Here is a 15,219-nt window from a genome sequence, read left to right on the forward strand (position 1 = left end):
ACTGTTCCCGGATTGCATCCGGGTTACGGGGCGGTGATTCAATTCGTGGGCGGGCCGGGCGGCGAACCGCTTTAGCCGCGAAATGGGTCGCGGCTGAAGCCCCTCCCACAGACACCGGTGCTTAGAACACCGAGCTGTAGCCGCCGAGTTCGACCTGCACCGACTTGATGCGGGTGTAGTGGCCGAGGGTGACCAGGCCGTTCTCGCGGCCGACACCGGACTGCTTGTAGCCGCCAACCGGCATTTCGGCTGGCGACTCGCCCCAGGTGTTGATCCAGCAGATGCCGGCTTCCAGCTTGTGGATCACCCGGTGTGCGCGGTTGAGGTCGCGCGTCACCACGCCTGCGGCCAGGCCGTAGTCGGTGTCGTTGGCGCGGCGGATCACTTCCTCTTCGCTGTCGTAGATGAGGATGCTCATTACCGGGCCGAAGATTTCCTCGCGCACGATGGTCATGTCGTCCCGGCAGTCGGTGAATACGGTCGGCGCGACGTAGGCGCCCTTGGCGTACTCACCGTCGCTGACGCGCGCGCCGCCGATCAGCAGGCGTGCACCCTCGCTGCGGCCCTTCTCGATGTAGCCGAGCACGCTGTCCATGTGCGCGTAGCTCACCAGCGGGCCGAAATTGGTGGCGTCATCCAGCGGATCGCCGAGGCGGATGCGTTTGACTCGCTCCAGTACCTTGGCCTCGAAGCGCGCCTGCAGCATGCGCGGCACGAACACCCGGGTGCCGTTGGTGCAGACCTGGCCGGAGCTGTAGAAGTTGGCCATCACCGCGATGTCGGCGGCGCGGTCCAGGTCGGCGTCCTCGAAGACGATCAGCGGCGACTTGCCGCCCAGCTCCATGGTCACTTCCTTGAGGCTGGAGCTGGAGGCGCTGGCCATGACTTTCTTGCCGGTGACGGTGCCGCCAGTGAAGGACACCTTCTCGATGCCCGGGTGCTCGGTCAGCCACTGACCGACTTCACGACCACTGCCGGTGAGCACGTTGAACACGCCGGCTGGCAGGCCGGCCTCGGTATAGATCTCGGCCAGTTTCAGTGCGGTCAGCGAGGTGACTTCGCTGGGTTTGAAGATCATTGCGTTGCCGGCAGCCAGGGCCGGTGCGGATTTCCACAGAGCGATCTGGATTGGGTAGTTCCAGGCGCCGATACCGGCGACCACGCCCAGTGGCTCGCGGCGGGTGTAGACGAAGGAGGTTTCGCGCAGCGGGATCTGCTCGCCCTCGATGGCCGGGATCAGGCCGGCGTAGTACTCCAGCACGTCGGCGCCGGTGACGATGTCGACGTAGCGGGTTTCCGACAGTGGCTTGCCGGTGTCGAGGGTCTCCAGTTCAGCCAGTTCATCGTTGCGCGCACGGAGGATGTCCACCGCCTTGCGCAGGATGCGCGAGCGCTGCATGGCGCTCATCGCCGCCCACACCTTCTGCCCTTCGGCTGCGCTGGCCACGGCCCGGTCAACGTCGGCCTGGCTGGCGCGTTGCACCTTGGCCAGCACCTCGCCGGTGGCCGGGTTGATGCTGTCGAAGGTTTCTCCACTGCTGGCGGCGACGTACTGGCCACCGATGTAGAGCTGCTGTTCGGCGAAACGGGGCATGGGCTGTCCTCTGCACTTGGCAATCTGCTTGGAGAACAGCCTATTTTATTTAAATTGAACGATCAATCAATAAAAACGACCCGGCGTGACCAAAAGCGACATGGCGGGCGCCACTTGTCCTTGGCGCCGCTTCGGCTGTGTGCAATTTCCGTTCGGGACGTTTGGGGATGCGGGGGAGGCCGGTGCGCACGGCCAAGGTGGCCCCGCGACACCCTACGAGGCGTTGCCCGCAGCCCGTAGATTGGCCTGGGTGGGCTGTAGGGTGGGCTTCAGCCCACCAAACTCAAAAATGGACCACCGCCCCCGATGCGCCTTCGCGACAGGCTAGCGGGCTTTGTTCAACTGCAGGTCGAGGTAGTCGTAGGCGATGCGGCGTGCCTGTTCGGTGTCGAAGGCTTCGCCGGACAGTGCGCCGCGCAGCCACAGGCCGTCGATCAGCGAGGCCAGGCCGCGGGCGGCGAAGCGTGCCTGATCTAGCGGTAGCACGCGATGGAACTGGCCGCACAGGTTGGAATAGAGACGGTGGTCGTTGACCCGCTGCAGGCGGCGCAGGGCAGGCTGGTGCATGCTGCTGGCCCAGAACGCCAGCCAGGTCTTCATCGCTGGACCGCTGACCTGGCTGTCGTCGAAGTTGCCGTCGATCATCGCCTTCAGATGGGCACGCGGGCTGTCCTCGCGCAGTGCGCGACGGCGTGCGCCCACCGCATCGCTGAGCGCCTGCATCAGGTGACGCATGGTGGCTTCGAGCAGGCCGTTCTTGTCGTTGAAGTAGTGGCTGATGATGCCATTGGAGACCCCGGCCAGGCGGGCGATATAGGCGATGCTGGCATCGGCCATACCAACCTGGTCGACGGCTTCCAGGGTGGCGGCAATCAACTGCGAACGACGAATGGGCTGCATGCCGACCTTGGGCATGGGTGTCTCCAGCGGGGGAAGTTGGGCCGGAGTCTAGGCGGATTTTGATCGTTCGATCAATCAAACGAGGTGGGAGAGTGGGGGCGTGGCGCCGATTCCGCAGGGCGTCGCGGGGCCACCTTGGCCATGCGCACCGCCTTATCCTCGGTAACCGTGGCGCGCACGTGGCCTCGCAAAACGACGAAGCGGGCCAGAGGCCCGCTTCGATGGCGTGCAGCGAGTGCGGCTTACTTCAGCCAGCTTTCCACGCGCTCCGGGTTGGCAGCGATCCAGTCCTTGGCGGCCTGGTCCGGCTTGGCGCCTTCGCGGATGGCCAGCATCACCGCGCCGACTTCTTCACCGCTCCAGGAAATCTTGCTGAGGAAGGCGGCAGCGTCGGCGGCCTTGCCCTTCAGCTCAGGATTGGCCACGGTGTCGACACGCTCGTCGTCGCCGAAGACTTTCTTCGGATCTTCGAGGAAGCGCAGTTTCCACTTGGCGAACATCCAGTGCGGAATCCAGCCGGTGACCACGATCGGCTTCTGCGCTTTCTCGGCGCGGGTCAGGGCGGTGGCCATGGCCGGGCCCGAGCTCGGCATCAGCTTGATGCTGGCCAGGTTGTATTCTTTGATGGCGTCTTCGGTGCGGCGCATCACGCCGGCACCGGCGTCGATGCCGGTAATCTTGCCGTCGAAGTCCTTGGCGTATTTCTCCAGATCCTCGATGGTCTTGGCTTCGACGTAGTCCGGCACGATCAGGCCGATCTTGGCGCCGGAGTAGTTGGTACCGAGGATTTCCACCTTGTCCTTGAGCTTCTCGAAATACTCGCCATGAGTGGCCGGCAGCCAGGCGGAGAGGGTGGCATCGAGGTCGCCACGGGCCACGCCTTGCCACATGATGGCGGGTTCGACCGGCTTCAGTTCGACCGTGTAGCCGAGTTTGCTTTGCAGGATTTCACCGGCGACATGGGTGACGGCGACGCTGTCGTCCCAGCCGTTGACGTAGCCGATCTTCAGGGTAGGTTTGTCGGCGGCCAGGGCGCTGCCCATGCCGATGGCCAGGGCGGCAGCGCCGAGGCAGAGGTGTTTGAAAACGCGCATATTTGTTGTGCTCCATCAGTGAGTGGCAGTTGCAAGATCGTTGACTGGCTCGTTCTCATTGCGGGCCTTGCGAATCCGTGTTGCGCAGCAGATTGCCGGTTCGCGGGCAAAGCCTCCCCGTCACGGCCAGAAAGCAGCCGCTAGTGGTTTACGAGGAGGTTTCCGGGCTCGAACCCTGAGGTTCGAGCCCGAATCGGGTCGTGGCCTGTTACAGCCCGACGTGTTTCTTCACGGCGGCAACGCCGTCCTGACCGTCAAAGGTGGTCACGCCGCTCAGCCACTGGTCGAGGATCGCCGGGTTGGCCTTGATCCACTCCTTGGCGACGTTCTGCGGGTTTTCCTTCTCCAGCACCTTTTCCATCAGCTGGCTTTCGATATCGACGGTGAACTGCAGGTTGTTCAGCAGCTTGCCGACGTTGGCGCAGCGCGCCTCGTAATCCGGCGGTACCACGGTGTAGACCTTGGCCGCACCGTAGTCAGGGCCGAACACGTCGTCACCACCGGACAGGTAGGTGATGTCGTGCTGAGTATTCATCGGGTGTGGCGCCCAGCCGAGGAAAACCACCGGCTCTTTCTTCTTGATTGCCCGCGATACCTGCACCAGCATGCCGGCTTCGCTGGACTCGACCATGCGGAAGCCGCCGAGGTCGAACTGGTTGTTCTTGATCATGCCGTCGATCAGCAGGTTGCCATCGTTACCCGGCTCGATGCCGTAGATCTTGCCGCCCAGCTGATCCTTGAACTTGGCGATGTCCTGGAAGCTCTTCAGGCCGGCTTCGGCCGCGTAGGTCGGCACGGCCAGGGTGTACTTGGCACCCTCGAGGTTGGCCTTGGGCAGTACCTTGACGCCATCGTCCTTGAGGAATGGCTCGATCACCGCGTCCATCGACGGCGCCCAATAGCCGAGGAACACATCGACCTGGCCGCTCTTCACGCCGGTGAAGGCGATGGGTACCGAGGCCATGATCTTGCGCGGCTGGTAGCCCAGACCTTCAACCAGGGTCATGGCCACACCCGTGGTGGCGGCGATGTCGGCCCAGCCAATCTCGGCGAAACGCACCTGCTTGCAGCTCGCCGGCTCCGCGGCCATGGCGCCCTGCATCAGTGCGCAGGACAGCAGGCCGATGGCGGCAGTGGTCTTGATCATTTTCATCTGCGGTTCCCTGTGAAGTGAAAAAATGTTTACTGGCGCTGCAGCTTGCCGCTGAACCAGGCAAAGATGCCGCCGCGGGCGGTCTGCTTGGTGCCGAAGCTTTCAGTGATGCGGTCGAGAATGATCGCCAGCAGCACCACGGCCATGCCGCTTTCGAAGCCTAGCCCGATGTCCAGGCGCTGGATACTCGCCAGTACATCGTTACCCAGGCCACCGGCGCCGACCATCGAGGCGATGATCACCATCGACAGGGCCATCATGATGGTCTGGTTGACCCCGGCCATGATCGACGGCATGGCGTTGGGCAGTTGTACCTTGAACAGCAGCTGGCGGCTGGTGCAGCCGAAGGACTGGCCGGCCTCGACGATTTCCTTGTTCACCTGGCGAATGCCCAGGCTGGTCAGGCGCACCGCCGGCGGCATGGCGAAGATCACCGTGGCGATGATGCCGGGCACGCGGCCAAGGCCGAAGAGCATGGCCGCCGGAATCAGGTAGACGAACGCCGGCATGGTCTGCATGAAGTCGAGGATCGGCCGGATGATGGTCGCCACGCGCTCGCTCTTGGCCGCCCAGATGCCCAGCGGGATGCCCAGCAGCAGGCTGATCAGCGTCGAGGAGAAGGTCAGACCGAGGGTGACCACGGTCTGTTCCCAGAACCCGGTCATGACGATCAGGATGAACGCCACGGCGGTGAATACCGCGAAGCGTGCGCCGATGCGCCACAGACCGAGGGCGACGAAGATGGCGATCAGCAGCCAGGCCGGCGGCAGCATGAGCAAGGCTTCGATGCCTTCGGAGAAACCGCTGACCAGTTTGCCGATGCTGTCGAAGGCACCGCTGTAGTTGTCCAGCAGGTGCTGGACGACGTCGTTGACCCAGCTACCCAGGTCGAGTTTCTTGTCACTCATGGGATTCCCCCTGCAGTCGGGTCAGCAGACGGCCCTTGCTGATAGCGCCGCAGTAATGGCCTTCGGCGTCCACCACCGGGATCGGACCTTCGTTGTCCACCAGGCGCGTGATGACGTGTTCCAGCGGCATGTCCTCGGGTACCGGCACCACCTGCTTGAGCGCATCCGCTTCGAGTGGTCTGGGCTCGTCGCCGTCGACCATCAGGGCGATCTTCTCCAGGCTGATGGAGCCCTGGAAATGGTTGTCCTCGTCGACGATGAACGCGTAGTGCTTGTCCAGCGCCTGCAGTTCCTTGCAGATCTTCGCCGCGTCCGGCGCCCTGCCGTTGTGCACGTAGGTCGGCACGCTGTCGGCCTTGAGCTGGCCGGCGGTGAGGTAGCGGCTGGTGTCCACGGTGTCGAAGAAGTTGCGCACGTACTCGTTGGCCGGCTTCTCGATCAGCTCCTGCGGGGTGCCGACCTGGATCAGCTTGCCGCCTTCCATGATGCCGATGCGGGTACCGATGCGCATGGCTTCTTCGATGTCGTGGGAGACGAAGATGATGGTGCGGCGATGGGTCTTCTGCAGCTCCAGCAGCACGTCCTGCATCTCGCGGCGCTTGAGCGGGTCGAGGGCGGAGAACGCCTCGTCCATGATGATCATCGACGGGTTGACCGTCAGCGCGCGGGCCAGGCCTACACGTTGCTGCATGCCGCCGGAGAGTTCGTGTGGGTACTTGTGAGCGAAGGTGTCCAGGCCAACCTGCTTGAGCACTTCCATGGCACGCTTCTCGCGCTCCTTGCGGCCGGTGCCGGCCACTTCCAGGCCGAAGGCCGCGTTATCCAGCACGCTGCGCGAAGGCATCAGGGCGAAGGACTGGAAGACCATACTCATGTCGCGTCGGCGCAGGTCGATCAGTTGCGATTGCGGCAGCTTGGCCACGTTCTGGCCATCGATGTAGACGTCACCGGCGCTGGGTTCGACCAGGCGGTTGATCAGACGGATCAGAGTGGATTTGCCAGAGCCGGACAGGCCCATGAGGACGAAGATCTCGCCCTCTTCGACACTGAACGACACATCGCTGACGCCGATCACGGCGCCTTTCTCGGCCAGAATCCTCTCCTTGCTCCAGCCTTCCTTGAGCAGGTCGATGGCTTCTTGTGGGTTGGGGCCGAAAACCTTGTACAGGTGTTCGACCACGATCTTTCCAGACTGCATGGGACGTTTCCCCTTCAATCGGCATCCAGTTCACGCTGGCACGGCTGGGCACGCATCGTCGAAGCGTAGATCAGCTGTGTCAGGCCTCTGATACCTGTGTGGGTGTTTGCTGAGTTTCGAGGTTGGCGAACGTTTCGCGGCGGGCGTCGAGTGTGGCGCTCGGGCACGCTGCAGCGCACGCGGCGGGTGGCAAGAACTGCCCGCTGCGTCGATGCAACCTGTTGATGAGTGACCACTGTCTTGCCGTGCTGCAAACCGCTTTCCAAACCCTCTGGCAGTGTTTCGAAGCCCATTCCCTTGGGGGTTCATGCGTCGTCCTGGCGCATGCGTACATCCGAAATTTCTTGTTGGGCTGGCGCCCTATCGATGGTGGGCCAGCGCTTGTATGTTCTTCGGTCCGGGGCGGTGAGCCCCAGTCTGCCGTTCCCCTCGGGAAGCGGCAGCGACGTCATCGGCTGACTCAACGATATAGTCTTGGGGTCTGCGCAATTATCGGTTTGCGACCCTGACGTGTTGGGCGACGACATGGCCCGTCACACCCTGTGTTTTTCCATGTTCTCGCCGTTTTTCGGGCTCCTGAAAGCACTGCGTGATGTCGTTTCGAATAGCGCTCGGTGTGAGTGCCGAGAAGCGCTTTCGAGAACGTGCTTTAAAAACCTTAACAGACTTTTTCGTCCCTTGGCCAAGGCTGAAAGCCGCGCCGGTGCTGGTTTTCAGCCCTTCAAGCGAGGCGCAGGCGGCGTAGCGCGGGGGCTGCGGCGATGTTGAAAAAAATTTACAGAGAAAGGTGCTGTAGTGCCGAAAGTCGCTGAAAAATCGAAAGGCGGCGCAATATGACCTGTTGGTCACGCCTGGTTCATGTCGCGAGCCTGGGCGTGATTCTCGACAAGACGATGGAAAACCCTTTCGAGCTAACAGGTTGTCTTTGTTATCTGCCATTTTTATTGGTTTTTCTCGGCTATTTCGTCGAATTTATCAGTCATTTCCTGCCAGTGATACGTCGAACACCTTGCTGACAGGGCCACCTTGATAGCGGGTCACGCCTTCCAGCCAGGCCGCAATCATCTGCGGGTTGTCTTCGATCCACTGCTTGGCTACGCGGCGGCGGTTGGTATTGCCTTCCAGTACGGCACTCATCAACTGGTTTTCTGCGGCGATGGTGAAGGTCATGTTGCGGAACAGCCGAGCCAGGTTGGGACACTGCGCGCTCAATCCGCCGCGTGCCACTGTGTTGACCTGTGCCGCTCCGTAATTGGGGCCGAAATAATCATCACCACCGGCCAGATAGTTCATCTTCAGACGTTCGTTCATCGGGTGCGGTTCCCAACCGAGAAATACCGCCCATTTGCCCAGGCGTTGAGCGCGCTCGACATGGTTGAGCATGCCACTTTCACTCGACTCGACCAGGCTGAAACCTGCCAGACCGAAGGTGTTGTCGCGAATCATGCCCTTGACCATCTCGTTGCCTTCGTTGCCCGGTTCGATGCCGAAGATCTGCCCACCGAGTTCCTCCTTGAAGCGATGGATGTCGGCGAAATCCTTCAGTCCGCCCTCGTAGCCTGGCGTCAGTACCGCCAGGGTGTAACGCACTGTCGGCAGGTTGGTGTGCAGCTTCTCGATCCTGCCGCTGTCCAGGTGAGGCTGCACCAGTTCACTCTGGGCCGGCATCCAGTTGCCCAGGAACACGTCCAACTGGCCTTCGGACAATCCGCGGTAAGTGTCGGGCAACGACAGGCGGCGTATCTGCGTGCGATAGCCGATCTCGCCCAGTATCAGACGGGCAACGGCGGTGGTCATGGTGATGTCGGTCCAGCCGACATCGCTCAGGCGCACCAGCTCGCAGCGCTCGGCTTCTGTGGCGTGCAGGGCGGTGGAGGAGGTGAGGGCGATCACGAGCAGCCAGCGAGCAAATCTGTTCATGGGGTGTGCCTCTGTTCGGGCGGCTGGAGCCGCTGGAAGATTCCTGAAGCGGGCGGTTGGCTATTTCACAGCAAGAGGTGGGCCGCCCCCTGAGCGAGAAACGACACCGGCATGCCGAGAAAAGACCTCGACACGGACGGTTCGCCGCGGCGCGATTGGATATGCATGAGTCGGTTGGAGAGCTGGGCGCGCTGGCGAAAGTTGGATCATCGCGAACCTGTTGCGGATTCGTCAGGATGTTCTTCTCCATGTGCTCCTGGCGGCTGGCACGCCAGCGAGCGGTGACCTTTGCTGGTGCAGCGATTCTGGCAAAGCCGCCGCTTCGCGAGCTTTTGGTGCGACGCTTGCGGGTATCGATTTCCTCAGGTGTGACCGAGCGGTCGCTGTTGTTACCGCTCGTCCGTTACTGACAGCCAGAGACGCCGTAGCAGGCCGCTCAGTCTGTGCTACCGAAATGCTCAAAGCCTTGCGCAAAGAGGCCTTGAGAGCGTTTCGCAAACCCTGAAAGCAGGGGCAAGGAGTCCGTCTGGCGCGCCATGTATTGAAGGTTCAGTTTTTATTGAACGCTTGATCAATTTAGGCATGACCTTTGCGTAGAGATGCATAGCCGCCCGGTTTTCAAACCTGGCCAGGATAAAACAGAGGCCCACTTCTAATTGGGCTCACACCGTGCTTAGCGTGAGAGGGTTCCATCAATGTCGCAGTTCAGCCAAGGGGCGCAACCCCAGAACCGTGTCGCCCAGTCCATCGGCTTCCTGCTCCTGGACAACTTCACCCTGATTTCCCTGGCTTCGGCGGTAGAGCCCCTGCGCATGGCCAACCAGCTTTCCGGCAAGGAGCTGTTTCGCTGGCATACCCTGACTCATGATGGCCTGCCGGTCTGCGCCAGTGATGGCTTGCAGATCACTCCAGACGCTGCCATGCAAAGTGCTCCGGCGTTGGATGCGGTGATCGTCTGTGGTGGCGTGGATATTCAGCACAGCGTCAAGCGTGAGCATGTCAGTTGGCTGCAGTTGCAGGCGCGCCAGGGGCGCCTGCTCGGTGCGGTGTGCACCGGCAGCTGGGCGCTGGCCAAGGCCGGTCTGCTCGATGGCTACGACTGCAGCGTGCACTGGGAGTGCCTGGCCTCGATGCAGGAGGCCTTCCCGCGTGCGGCCATCACCACTCGCCTGTTCTCCATCGACCGCAATCGCCACACCTCCTCTGGCGGTACCGCGCCGATGGACATGATGCTGCACCTGATCGGCCAGCAGCATGGCCGCGAACTGGCCGCCGGCATCTCCGAGATGTTCATCTACGAGCGCATTCGCAACGAGCAGGATCACCAGCGTGTGCCGCTCAAGCACATGCTCGGCAGCAACCAGCCGAAGCTGCAGGAAATCGTCGCGCTGATGGAGGCCAACCTCGAGGAGCCGATCGATCTCGACGAGCTGGCCTGCTTCGTCGACATCTCCCGTCGCCAGCTCGAGCGCCTGTTCCAGAAGTACCTGCACTGCTCGCCGTCGCGCTACTACCTCAAGCTGCGCCTGATCCGCGCACGCCAGCTGCTCAAGCAGACCAGCATGTCGATCATCGAGGTGGCGTCGGTTTGCGGTTTCGTCTCCACCCCGCATTTCTCCAAGTGCTACCGCGAGTACTTTGGCATTCCGCCACGCGACGAGCGCGCCGGTCAGCAGGGCAACAACCTGGTGATGTTGCTGCCGATCCCCGAGCATCAGGTCAATTCCAGCGCGGTGCTGGCGCTCAACCGTGCCCAGGGCGAGTCGACCTTCGCCAGCGTACGCATCTGAATCGAGCGGCAATGAAAACGGGGCGCCAGTGGCGCCCCGTTTTATTTGGAGTCGCAGCTAAAGCCGTCTGCGCCGGATGTAGGGTGGGCTTTAGCCCACCAAAACCACGCAAAATCCACGAGGTCGGACGCAAACAGAGTGGTGGGCTAAAGCCCACCCTACGGCTGATCTCCGCGCGTAGGGTGCGCCGTGGGATCGATCAAGCCGAAGCAGGCTTCGGCACCAGCGCTGGCAGCAGATGGCGGCTGATGGCTTCGCGTACGTTGGGCAGCAGGGTGGCGCTGCCGCCAAGCAGTTCTTCCACCAGGTGGCGCAGGGCCACGGCGCGCTCGGCACTGAGGCCGCTGACAGCCAGCTCGCAGGCCTGCTCGGGCGTGACGCCTGGTGGAATGCTCAGGCCCAGCGCGATCAGGCGCTCACGGAAGTCTTCCTGGTCGATCAGATCGGCATGCATCATGGTCGTGGCTCCTTGTGGCGAGGCAGGCGCTGCGCAGTTGGTCTTCAAACCTCGGTTAGCGCAGAACCCCTTCTTCGATCAATAGCTTGAAGATAGCCTCTGCGCCCTCCTGTGGCGAGGCATCCTTGAGCACCTGGCCGCCACCACCACTGGCTTTGGCCGTGGCCGCCTTCATCCGTTCCGCGCCCGTTTTAGCCTTGATCACCTTGAGCCGTTTGGGCCGTGACTTGGCCGGCTGCAGACTGGCTTCGGCCAGCAGCGAGTCGTCCACCACCGTCACCTCGTGGGCTTCGATCTGCCCGCGCCGTGCCGGGCCAAAGGCACTCTGGCGGGCGACCGGAGCGGCGTTGTCGACGCTGGCCACGCAGGGCAGGCGTACCTTGAGCCGGCGCCGCTGTCCACGCGGCAGCGCCTGCAGCACCTGGGCCACGCCATTCTCCACTTTCTCGACCTCCGCCAGGCCGACCACCATCGGCCAGCCCAGCCGCTCGGCCAGCAGAAACGGCAGCATGCCGGAGCCTTCGCCGGTTTCTGCCTGGCTGCCGGTGAGCACTAGCTGCGTGCGGCTGCCTTGCAGATAGTCGACCAGCAGCGGCAGGGCATCGGCACCTTCGGGCTGTTCCAGCACATCGAGCTGTTCCAGACCCATGCCCAGGTAGCCGCGCAGGGCTTCGGCCTGTGGGTCGCCGGCATGCAGCAGTTGCAGGTTCTGTCCGGCCAGACGCAGGCCCAGCTCGACCGCGCGGGCGTCCTGTTCGGCGCGGCGCGGGCGACCCGAGGTCGGGTGGGCGCCGACCGAGACCAGGGCGACGATATTCAGATCAGTCATGGTGTCCCCGTAGCCCGGATGCAATCCGGGAAAGCTGGTGGTGAACCCGGATTTCATCCGGGCTACGCCGCATCACGTTTTCCTTCCTGGCGCCAGGCGGCGACGCGCTCCATCAGCGCCGCAAGGATCGCTGCCGAGTCGCCGATCACCGAAAGATCGGCACGTTTGATCATGTCGCAGCCGGGGTCCATGTTCACCGCCACCACCTTGTCACAGGCACCGATGCCCTGCAGGTGCTGGATGGCGCCGGAAATACCGACGGCCAGGTAGACGCGGGCGGTGACCCAGGTACCGGTGGCGCCAACCTGACGGTTGCGCGGCATGAAACCGTCGTCCACCGCCACGCGCGAGGCGCCTTCGGTGGCGCCGAGGGCGATGGCAGCCTGGTGGAACAGCTCCCAATCCTTCACGCCGTTGCCGCCGGAGAGAATGAACTCGGCTTCGGCCATGGGAATCTGCGCGGGGTCCACGGCCACCGGGCCGAGATCTTCGATACGTGACAGGCTGTGGGCGACCTTCTCGCCCAGCTCCAGCAGGCGAGCTTCATGGCGGGTTTCGCTGACCGGCTCGGCGCATTCGGCGGCGGCCAGGATCAGGCGGGGCAGGGCGCGCTGGATATCCTGCTGGCCACTGCCGGCGCGGCCGATGGCCTGCTCGCCAGCGACCTGCCAGACGCGCGTAGCCGGGCGCTCACCAAGCTTGGCGGCCAGGCGCCGACCCAGCTCGCCGCCACCGGTGCGGCTGTCGGGCAGCAGCCAGTAGCGCGGTGCCAGTTGGCTTTCCACGGCGCTCAGCGCCAGTACGCGGGCTTCCGGGGCGTAGCCGTCGAAGGCATCGCCTGCGATGCGCAGCAGGCGGTCGACGCCAGCCGTGTCGAAAGTGCTTTCCTTGTCCTCGCCGAACACCACGGCGACCACCGCGCCGTTGTCTCCGGCCAGTTTGCGGGCCAGGCCGAGCAGGTCCTTGTCATGGCTGGACAGACGGCCGCCGACCATGTCCGGCACCACGCAGACGTGGAAGGCCGGTTGCTCGACCACATGCAGCGGCAGCTGCACCTCGACGCTGGCGCTGCTGCGTTTGCCGGCGCTGCCCTGCTGGGCGCCGCTGCGGTCGATACGCTTGAGCCCGGCCGGGCCGATGAAGCCGGCGGCGATGGCGTGCGGGTTCTTGCGGATGATGCCATCGGGGCCCATCCAGCTGGTCTGATCCTGGCTCTGCATGGCCGCATGCAGCGGGTGCAGGCGGTTGCGGGCGATCCACTCGGCGCGCGGGTCGCGGCGGATGATGTCGCTCATGCTGCGATCTCCTGGTCAGGCGCTTGCGTAGGGCGGGTGCAACCCGCCGGACAGGTGCTGGCGGGTTGCACCCGCCCTACGTCCGTCGCTGTATGCAGTTGCTTCATCACTGCACCTCCGCCAGTTCACGCTTGGCGAGTGGCTTTTTTGCCGCCACCTCGGTGGCTTCGATCAGCACTTCGGCGACCAGCTCGGCTATGTCCTTGATCTCCGGGCGCGGGGCGACCACGCCTTCGAGCATCGCGGTGCACTGCGGGCAACCGACGGCCACCAACTCGGCGCCGGTTTCCTTGATGTCGACCATGCGCATGTCGGGGATGCGTTGCTTGCCGGGAATGTCGGTGATCGGCGCGCCGCCACCGCCGCCGCAGCAGCGTGAGCGGAAGCCCGAGCGCTCCATTTCCTTCACTTCGATGCCGATGGCCTTGAGTACCGAACGTGGTGCTTCGTACTCGCCGTTGTAGCGGCCGAGGTAGCAGGGATCGTGGTAGGTCACGCTGCTCGCCTTGCTCTGGCCGAGGTTCAGCGCGCCCTTGCGCACCAGCTCGTCGATAAAGGTGCTGTGGTGCAGCACTTCGTAGTGCCCGCCGAGCGCGCCGTATTCGTTCTTCAGCACGTGGAAGCTGTGTGGGTCGCAGCTGACGATGCGCTTGAAGCGGTACTTGGCCAGGGTGGCGATATTGCGCTTGGCCAGGTGCTGGAAGGTCGCTTCGTCACCCAGGCGGCGAGCCACGTCGCCGCTGTCGCGCTCTTCCAGGCCGAGTACGGCGAAGTCGACGTCGGCAGCCTTGAGCACCTTGACGAAGGCGCGCAGGGTGCGCTGGTTGCGCATATCGAAGGCGCCGTCACCGACCCAGAACAACACATCGGTTTCGCCCTTGTCGGCGAGCAGCGGCAGGTTGAGGTCGGCGGCCCAGTTCAGGCGGCCGCCGGGGTTGAAGCCGCCGGGGTTGTCGGTGGCGATCAGGTTGTCCAGCACCTCGGCGCCCTTGTTGGGGGTTGCCCCCTTCTCAAGCGTGAGATGACGGCGCATATCGACGATGGCATCGACGTGCTCGATCATCATCGGGCATTCCTCGACGCAGGCGCGGCAGGTGGTGCACGACCAGAGGGTCTCGGCCTCCACCAGCGCCTTGCCATTGAGGTCGACGATCGGCTGGTGCGGGCCGCCGCTGTGCTCGCCGAGCGGGATGCCCGGGTAGGGGCTGCCGGCGAACTTGGCGTCGTTACCACCGGCCAGGCCGATGACCATGTCCTGGATCAGTTTCTTCGGGTTCAGCGGCTGGCCGGCGGCGAAGGCCGGGCAGGCCGCCTCGCACTTGCCGCACTGCACGCAGGCGTCGAAGCCGAGCAGCTGGTTCCAGGTGAAGTCGGTGGGTTTTTCCACGCCTAGCGGCGTTTTCGGGTCGTTCAGGTCCAGCGCCTTGAGGCCGGTCGAACGACCGCCGCCGAAGCGTTCGGCGCGGCGGTGCCAGGCCAGATGCAGGGCGCCGGCGAAGGCATGCTTCATCGGCCCGCCCCAGGTCATGCCGAAGAACAGCTCGGACACGCCCCAGGCCACGCCGACGGCCAGCACGGCGGCCAGAATCCAGCCGCCGAAATTCTCGGGCAGAATCCCGGCGACCGGCAGGGTGGCGATAAAGAAGCTCGCCGCAAACATCAGCAGGCTTTTCGGCAGGCGCATCCACGGGCCCTTCGACAGCCGGCTCGGCGGGTTGCGCCGGCGCTTGGCGACGAACAGGGCGCCGACGAACATGAGCACCGTGGCCGCCAGCAGGGCGAAGCCGAGGATGCGGTTATGCAGGCCGAAACCGTGCACGAGGATCGCCAGCACGGCGGCCAGGACGAAGCCGCCGGCGGTGGCGACGTGGGTCTTGGACATGTATTTGTCGCGCTCGACCACGTGGTGCAGATCCACCAGGTAGCGACGCGGCATCTTCAGCAGGCCGCCGATCCAGTCGACCTTGGCCGGCCGGCCGCGGCGCCACATCAGAAAGCGCCTGGCCGCGCCGAGCACGGCCAGGCCGAGGGCGGCGAACAGCAGGATGGGGAGTAGGGTGTTCAACATCGGTTGGTCTCCT

Annotated in this window: 12 protein-coding genes; 1 reads left to right on the forward strand and 11 read right to left on the reverse strand. The window is 63.8% G+C overall.

Going from position 1 to position 15,219, the window contains the following annotated elements:
- Positions 1-121 precede the first annotated feature (121 nt).
- The 7 genes from betB to BLS08_RS03410 form a co-directional block, all read right to left on the reverse strand.
- Positions 122-1,594 (reverse strand): betaine-aldehyde dehydrogenase, encoded by a 1,473-nt coding sequence (gene betB / locus BLS08_RS03380; protein WP_090336041.1) that lies wholly within the window; start codon positions 1,592-1,594, stop codon positions 122-124.
- A gap of 324 nt (positions 1,595-1,918) precedes the next feature.
- Positions 1,919-2,509 carry a transcriptional regulator BetI gene (betI, locus tag BLS08_RS03385; RefSeq protein ID WP_059390801.1) on the reverse strand — a complete coding sequence of 197 codons (591 nt, stop codon included), beginning with the start codon at positions 2,507-2,509 and terminating at the stop codon, positions 1,919-1,921.
- Between the two features lie 227 nt (positions 2,510-2,736).
- Complete coding sequence (locus BLS08_RS03390) at positions 2,737-3,588, reverse strand: glycine betaine ABC transporter substrate-binding protein (RefSeq protein WP_017678488.1); 852 nt, start codon at positions 3,586-3,588, stop codon at positions 2,737-2,739.
- A gap of 208 nt (positions 3,589-3,796) precedes the next feature.
- Positions 3,797-4,741, reverse strand: a complete 945-nt coding sequence (locus tag BLS08_RS03395) for a choline ABC transporter substrate-binding protein (protein WP_017678489.1) — start codon at positions 4,739-4,741, stop codon at positions 3,797-3,799.
- A gap of 29 nt (positions 4,742-4,770) precedes the next feature.
- Positions 4,771-5,649: an ABC transporter permease gene (locus BLS08_RS03400; protein WP_003458908.1), complete on the reverse strand. Its 879-nt coding sequence runs from the start codon at positions 5,647-5,649 to the stop codon at positions 4,771-4,773.
- On the reverse strand, positions 5,642-6,847 hold the full coding sequence (locus tag BLS08_RS03405) for a quaternary amine ABC transporter ATP-binding protein (protein WP_017678490.1): 1,206 nt from the start codon (positions 6,845-6,847) through the stop codon (positions 5,642-5,644). The genes BLS08_RS03400 and BLS08_RS03405 overlap by 8 nt, the downstream gene beginning before the upstream one ends.
- A gap of 975 nt (positions 6,848-7,822) precedes the next feature.
- Entirely contained in the window at positions 7,823-8,767 is a 945-nt protein-coding gene (locus BLS08_RS03410) for an ABC transporter substrate-binding protein (protein WP_090336042.1), read from the reverse strand.
- A 695-nt stretch (positions 8,768-9,462) separates the two neighbouring features.
- Here BLS08_RS03410 and gbdR point away from each other — a divergent pair.
- Positions 9,463-10,557: a choline metabolism transcriptional regulator GbdR gene (gene gbdR / locus BLS08_RS03415; RefSeq protein ID WP_017678492.1), complete on the forward strand. Its 1,095-nt coding sequence runs from the start codon at positions 9,463-9,465 to the stop codon at positions 10,555-10,557.
- Between the two features lie 199 nt (positions 10,558-10,756).
- Here gbdR and BLS08_RS03420 read toward each other — a convergent pair whose 3' ends face one another.
- From BLS08_RS03420 to dgcB, 4 genes are all read right to left on the reverse strand, one after another.
- Complete coding sequence (locus BLS08_RS03420; protein ID WP_017678493.1) at positions 10,757-11,014, reverse strand: hypothetical protein; 258 nt, start codon at positions 11,012-11,014, stop codon at positions 10,757-10,759.
- 55 nt (positions 11,015-11,069) lie between these two features.
- Positions 11,070-11,843, reverse strand: a complete 774-nt coding sequence (gene etfB / locus BLS08_RS03425; RefSeq protein ID WP_059391123.1) for an electron transfer flavoprotein subunit beta — start codon at positions 11,841-11,843, stop codon at positions 11,070-11,072.
- Between the two features lie 62 nt (positions 11,844-11,905).
- On the reverse strand, positions 11,906-13,138 hold the full coding sequence (gene etfA, locus BLS08_RS03430) for an electron transfer flavoprotein subunit alpha (protein WP_090336044.1): 1,233 nt from the start codon (positions 13,136-13,138) through the stop codon (positions 11,906-11,908).
- 106 nt (positions 13,139-13,244) lie between these two features.
- Positions 13,245-15,206 carry a dimethylglycine demethylation protein DgcB gene (dgcB, locus tag BLS08_RS03435; RefSeq protein ID WP_090336045.1) on the reverse strand — a complete coding sequence of 654 codons (1,962 nt, stop codon included), beginning with the start codon at positions 15,204-15,206 and terminating at the stop codon, positions 13,245-13,247.
- Between the last annotated feature and the right edge of the window lie 13 nt (positions 15,207-15,219).

The sequence above is a fragment of the Ectopseudomonas chengduensis genome (assembly GCF_900102635.1).
GTDB lineage: Bacteria > Pseudomonadota > Gammaproteobacteria > Pseudomonadales > Pseudomonadaceae > Aquipseudomonas > Aquipseudomonas chengduensis.

Excerpts from the sequence above, each read along its gene's own strand:
- betI (WP_059390801.1), bottom strand. The coding sequence starts at position 2,509 with ATGCCCAAGGTCGGCATGCAGCCCATTCGTCGTTCGCAGTTGATTGCC.
- dgcB (WP_090336045.1), bottom strand. The coding sequence starts at position 15,206 with ATGTTGAACACCCTACTCCCCATCCTGCTGTTCGCCGCCCTCGGCCTG.
- BLS08_RS03395 (WP_017678489.1), bottom strand. The coding sequence starts at position 4,741 with ATGAAAATGATCAAGACCACTGCCGCCATCGGCCTGCTGTCCTGCGCA.
- BLS08_RS03390 (WP_017678488.1), bottom strand. The coding sequence starts at position 3,588 with ATGCGCGTTTTCAAACACCTCTGCCTCGGCGCTGCCGCCCTGGCCATC.
- etfA (WP_090336044.1), bottom strand. The coding sequence starts at position 13,138 with ATGAGCGACATCATCCGCCGCGACCCGCGCGCCGAGTGGATCGCCCGC.
- gbdR (WP_017678492.1), top strand. The coding sequence starts at position 9,463 with ATGTCGCAGTTCAGCCAAGGGGCGCAACCCCAGAACCGTGTCGCCCAG.
- betB (WP_090336041.1), bottom strand. The coding sequence starts at position 1,594 with ATGCCCCGTTTCGCCGAACAGCAGCTCTACATCGGTGGCCAGTACGTC.
- BLS08_RS03400 (WP_003458908.1), bottom strand. The coding sequence starts at position 5,649 with ATGAGTGACAAGAAACTCGACCTGGGTAGCTGGGTCAACGACGTCGTC.
- BLS08_RS03410 (WP_090336042.1), bottom strand. The coding sequence starts at position 8,767 with ATGAACAGATTTGCTCGCTGGCTGCTCGTGATCGCCCTCACCTCCTCC.
- BLS08_RS03420 (WP_017678493.1), bottom strand. The coding sequence starts at position 11,014 with ATGATGCATGCCGATCTGATCGACCAGGAAGACTTCCGTGAGCGCCTG.
- BLS08_RS03405 (WP_017678490.1), bottom strand. The coding sequence starts at position 6,847 with ATGCAGTCTGGAAAGATCGTGGTCGAACACCTGTACAAGGTTTTCGGC.
- etfB (WP_059391123.1), bottom strand. The coding sequence starts at position 11,843 with ATGACTGATCTGAATATCGTCGCCCTGGTCTCGGTCGGCGCCCACCCG.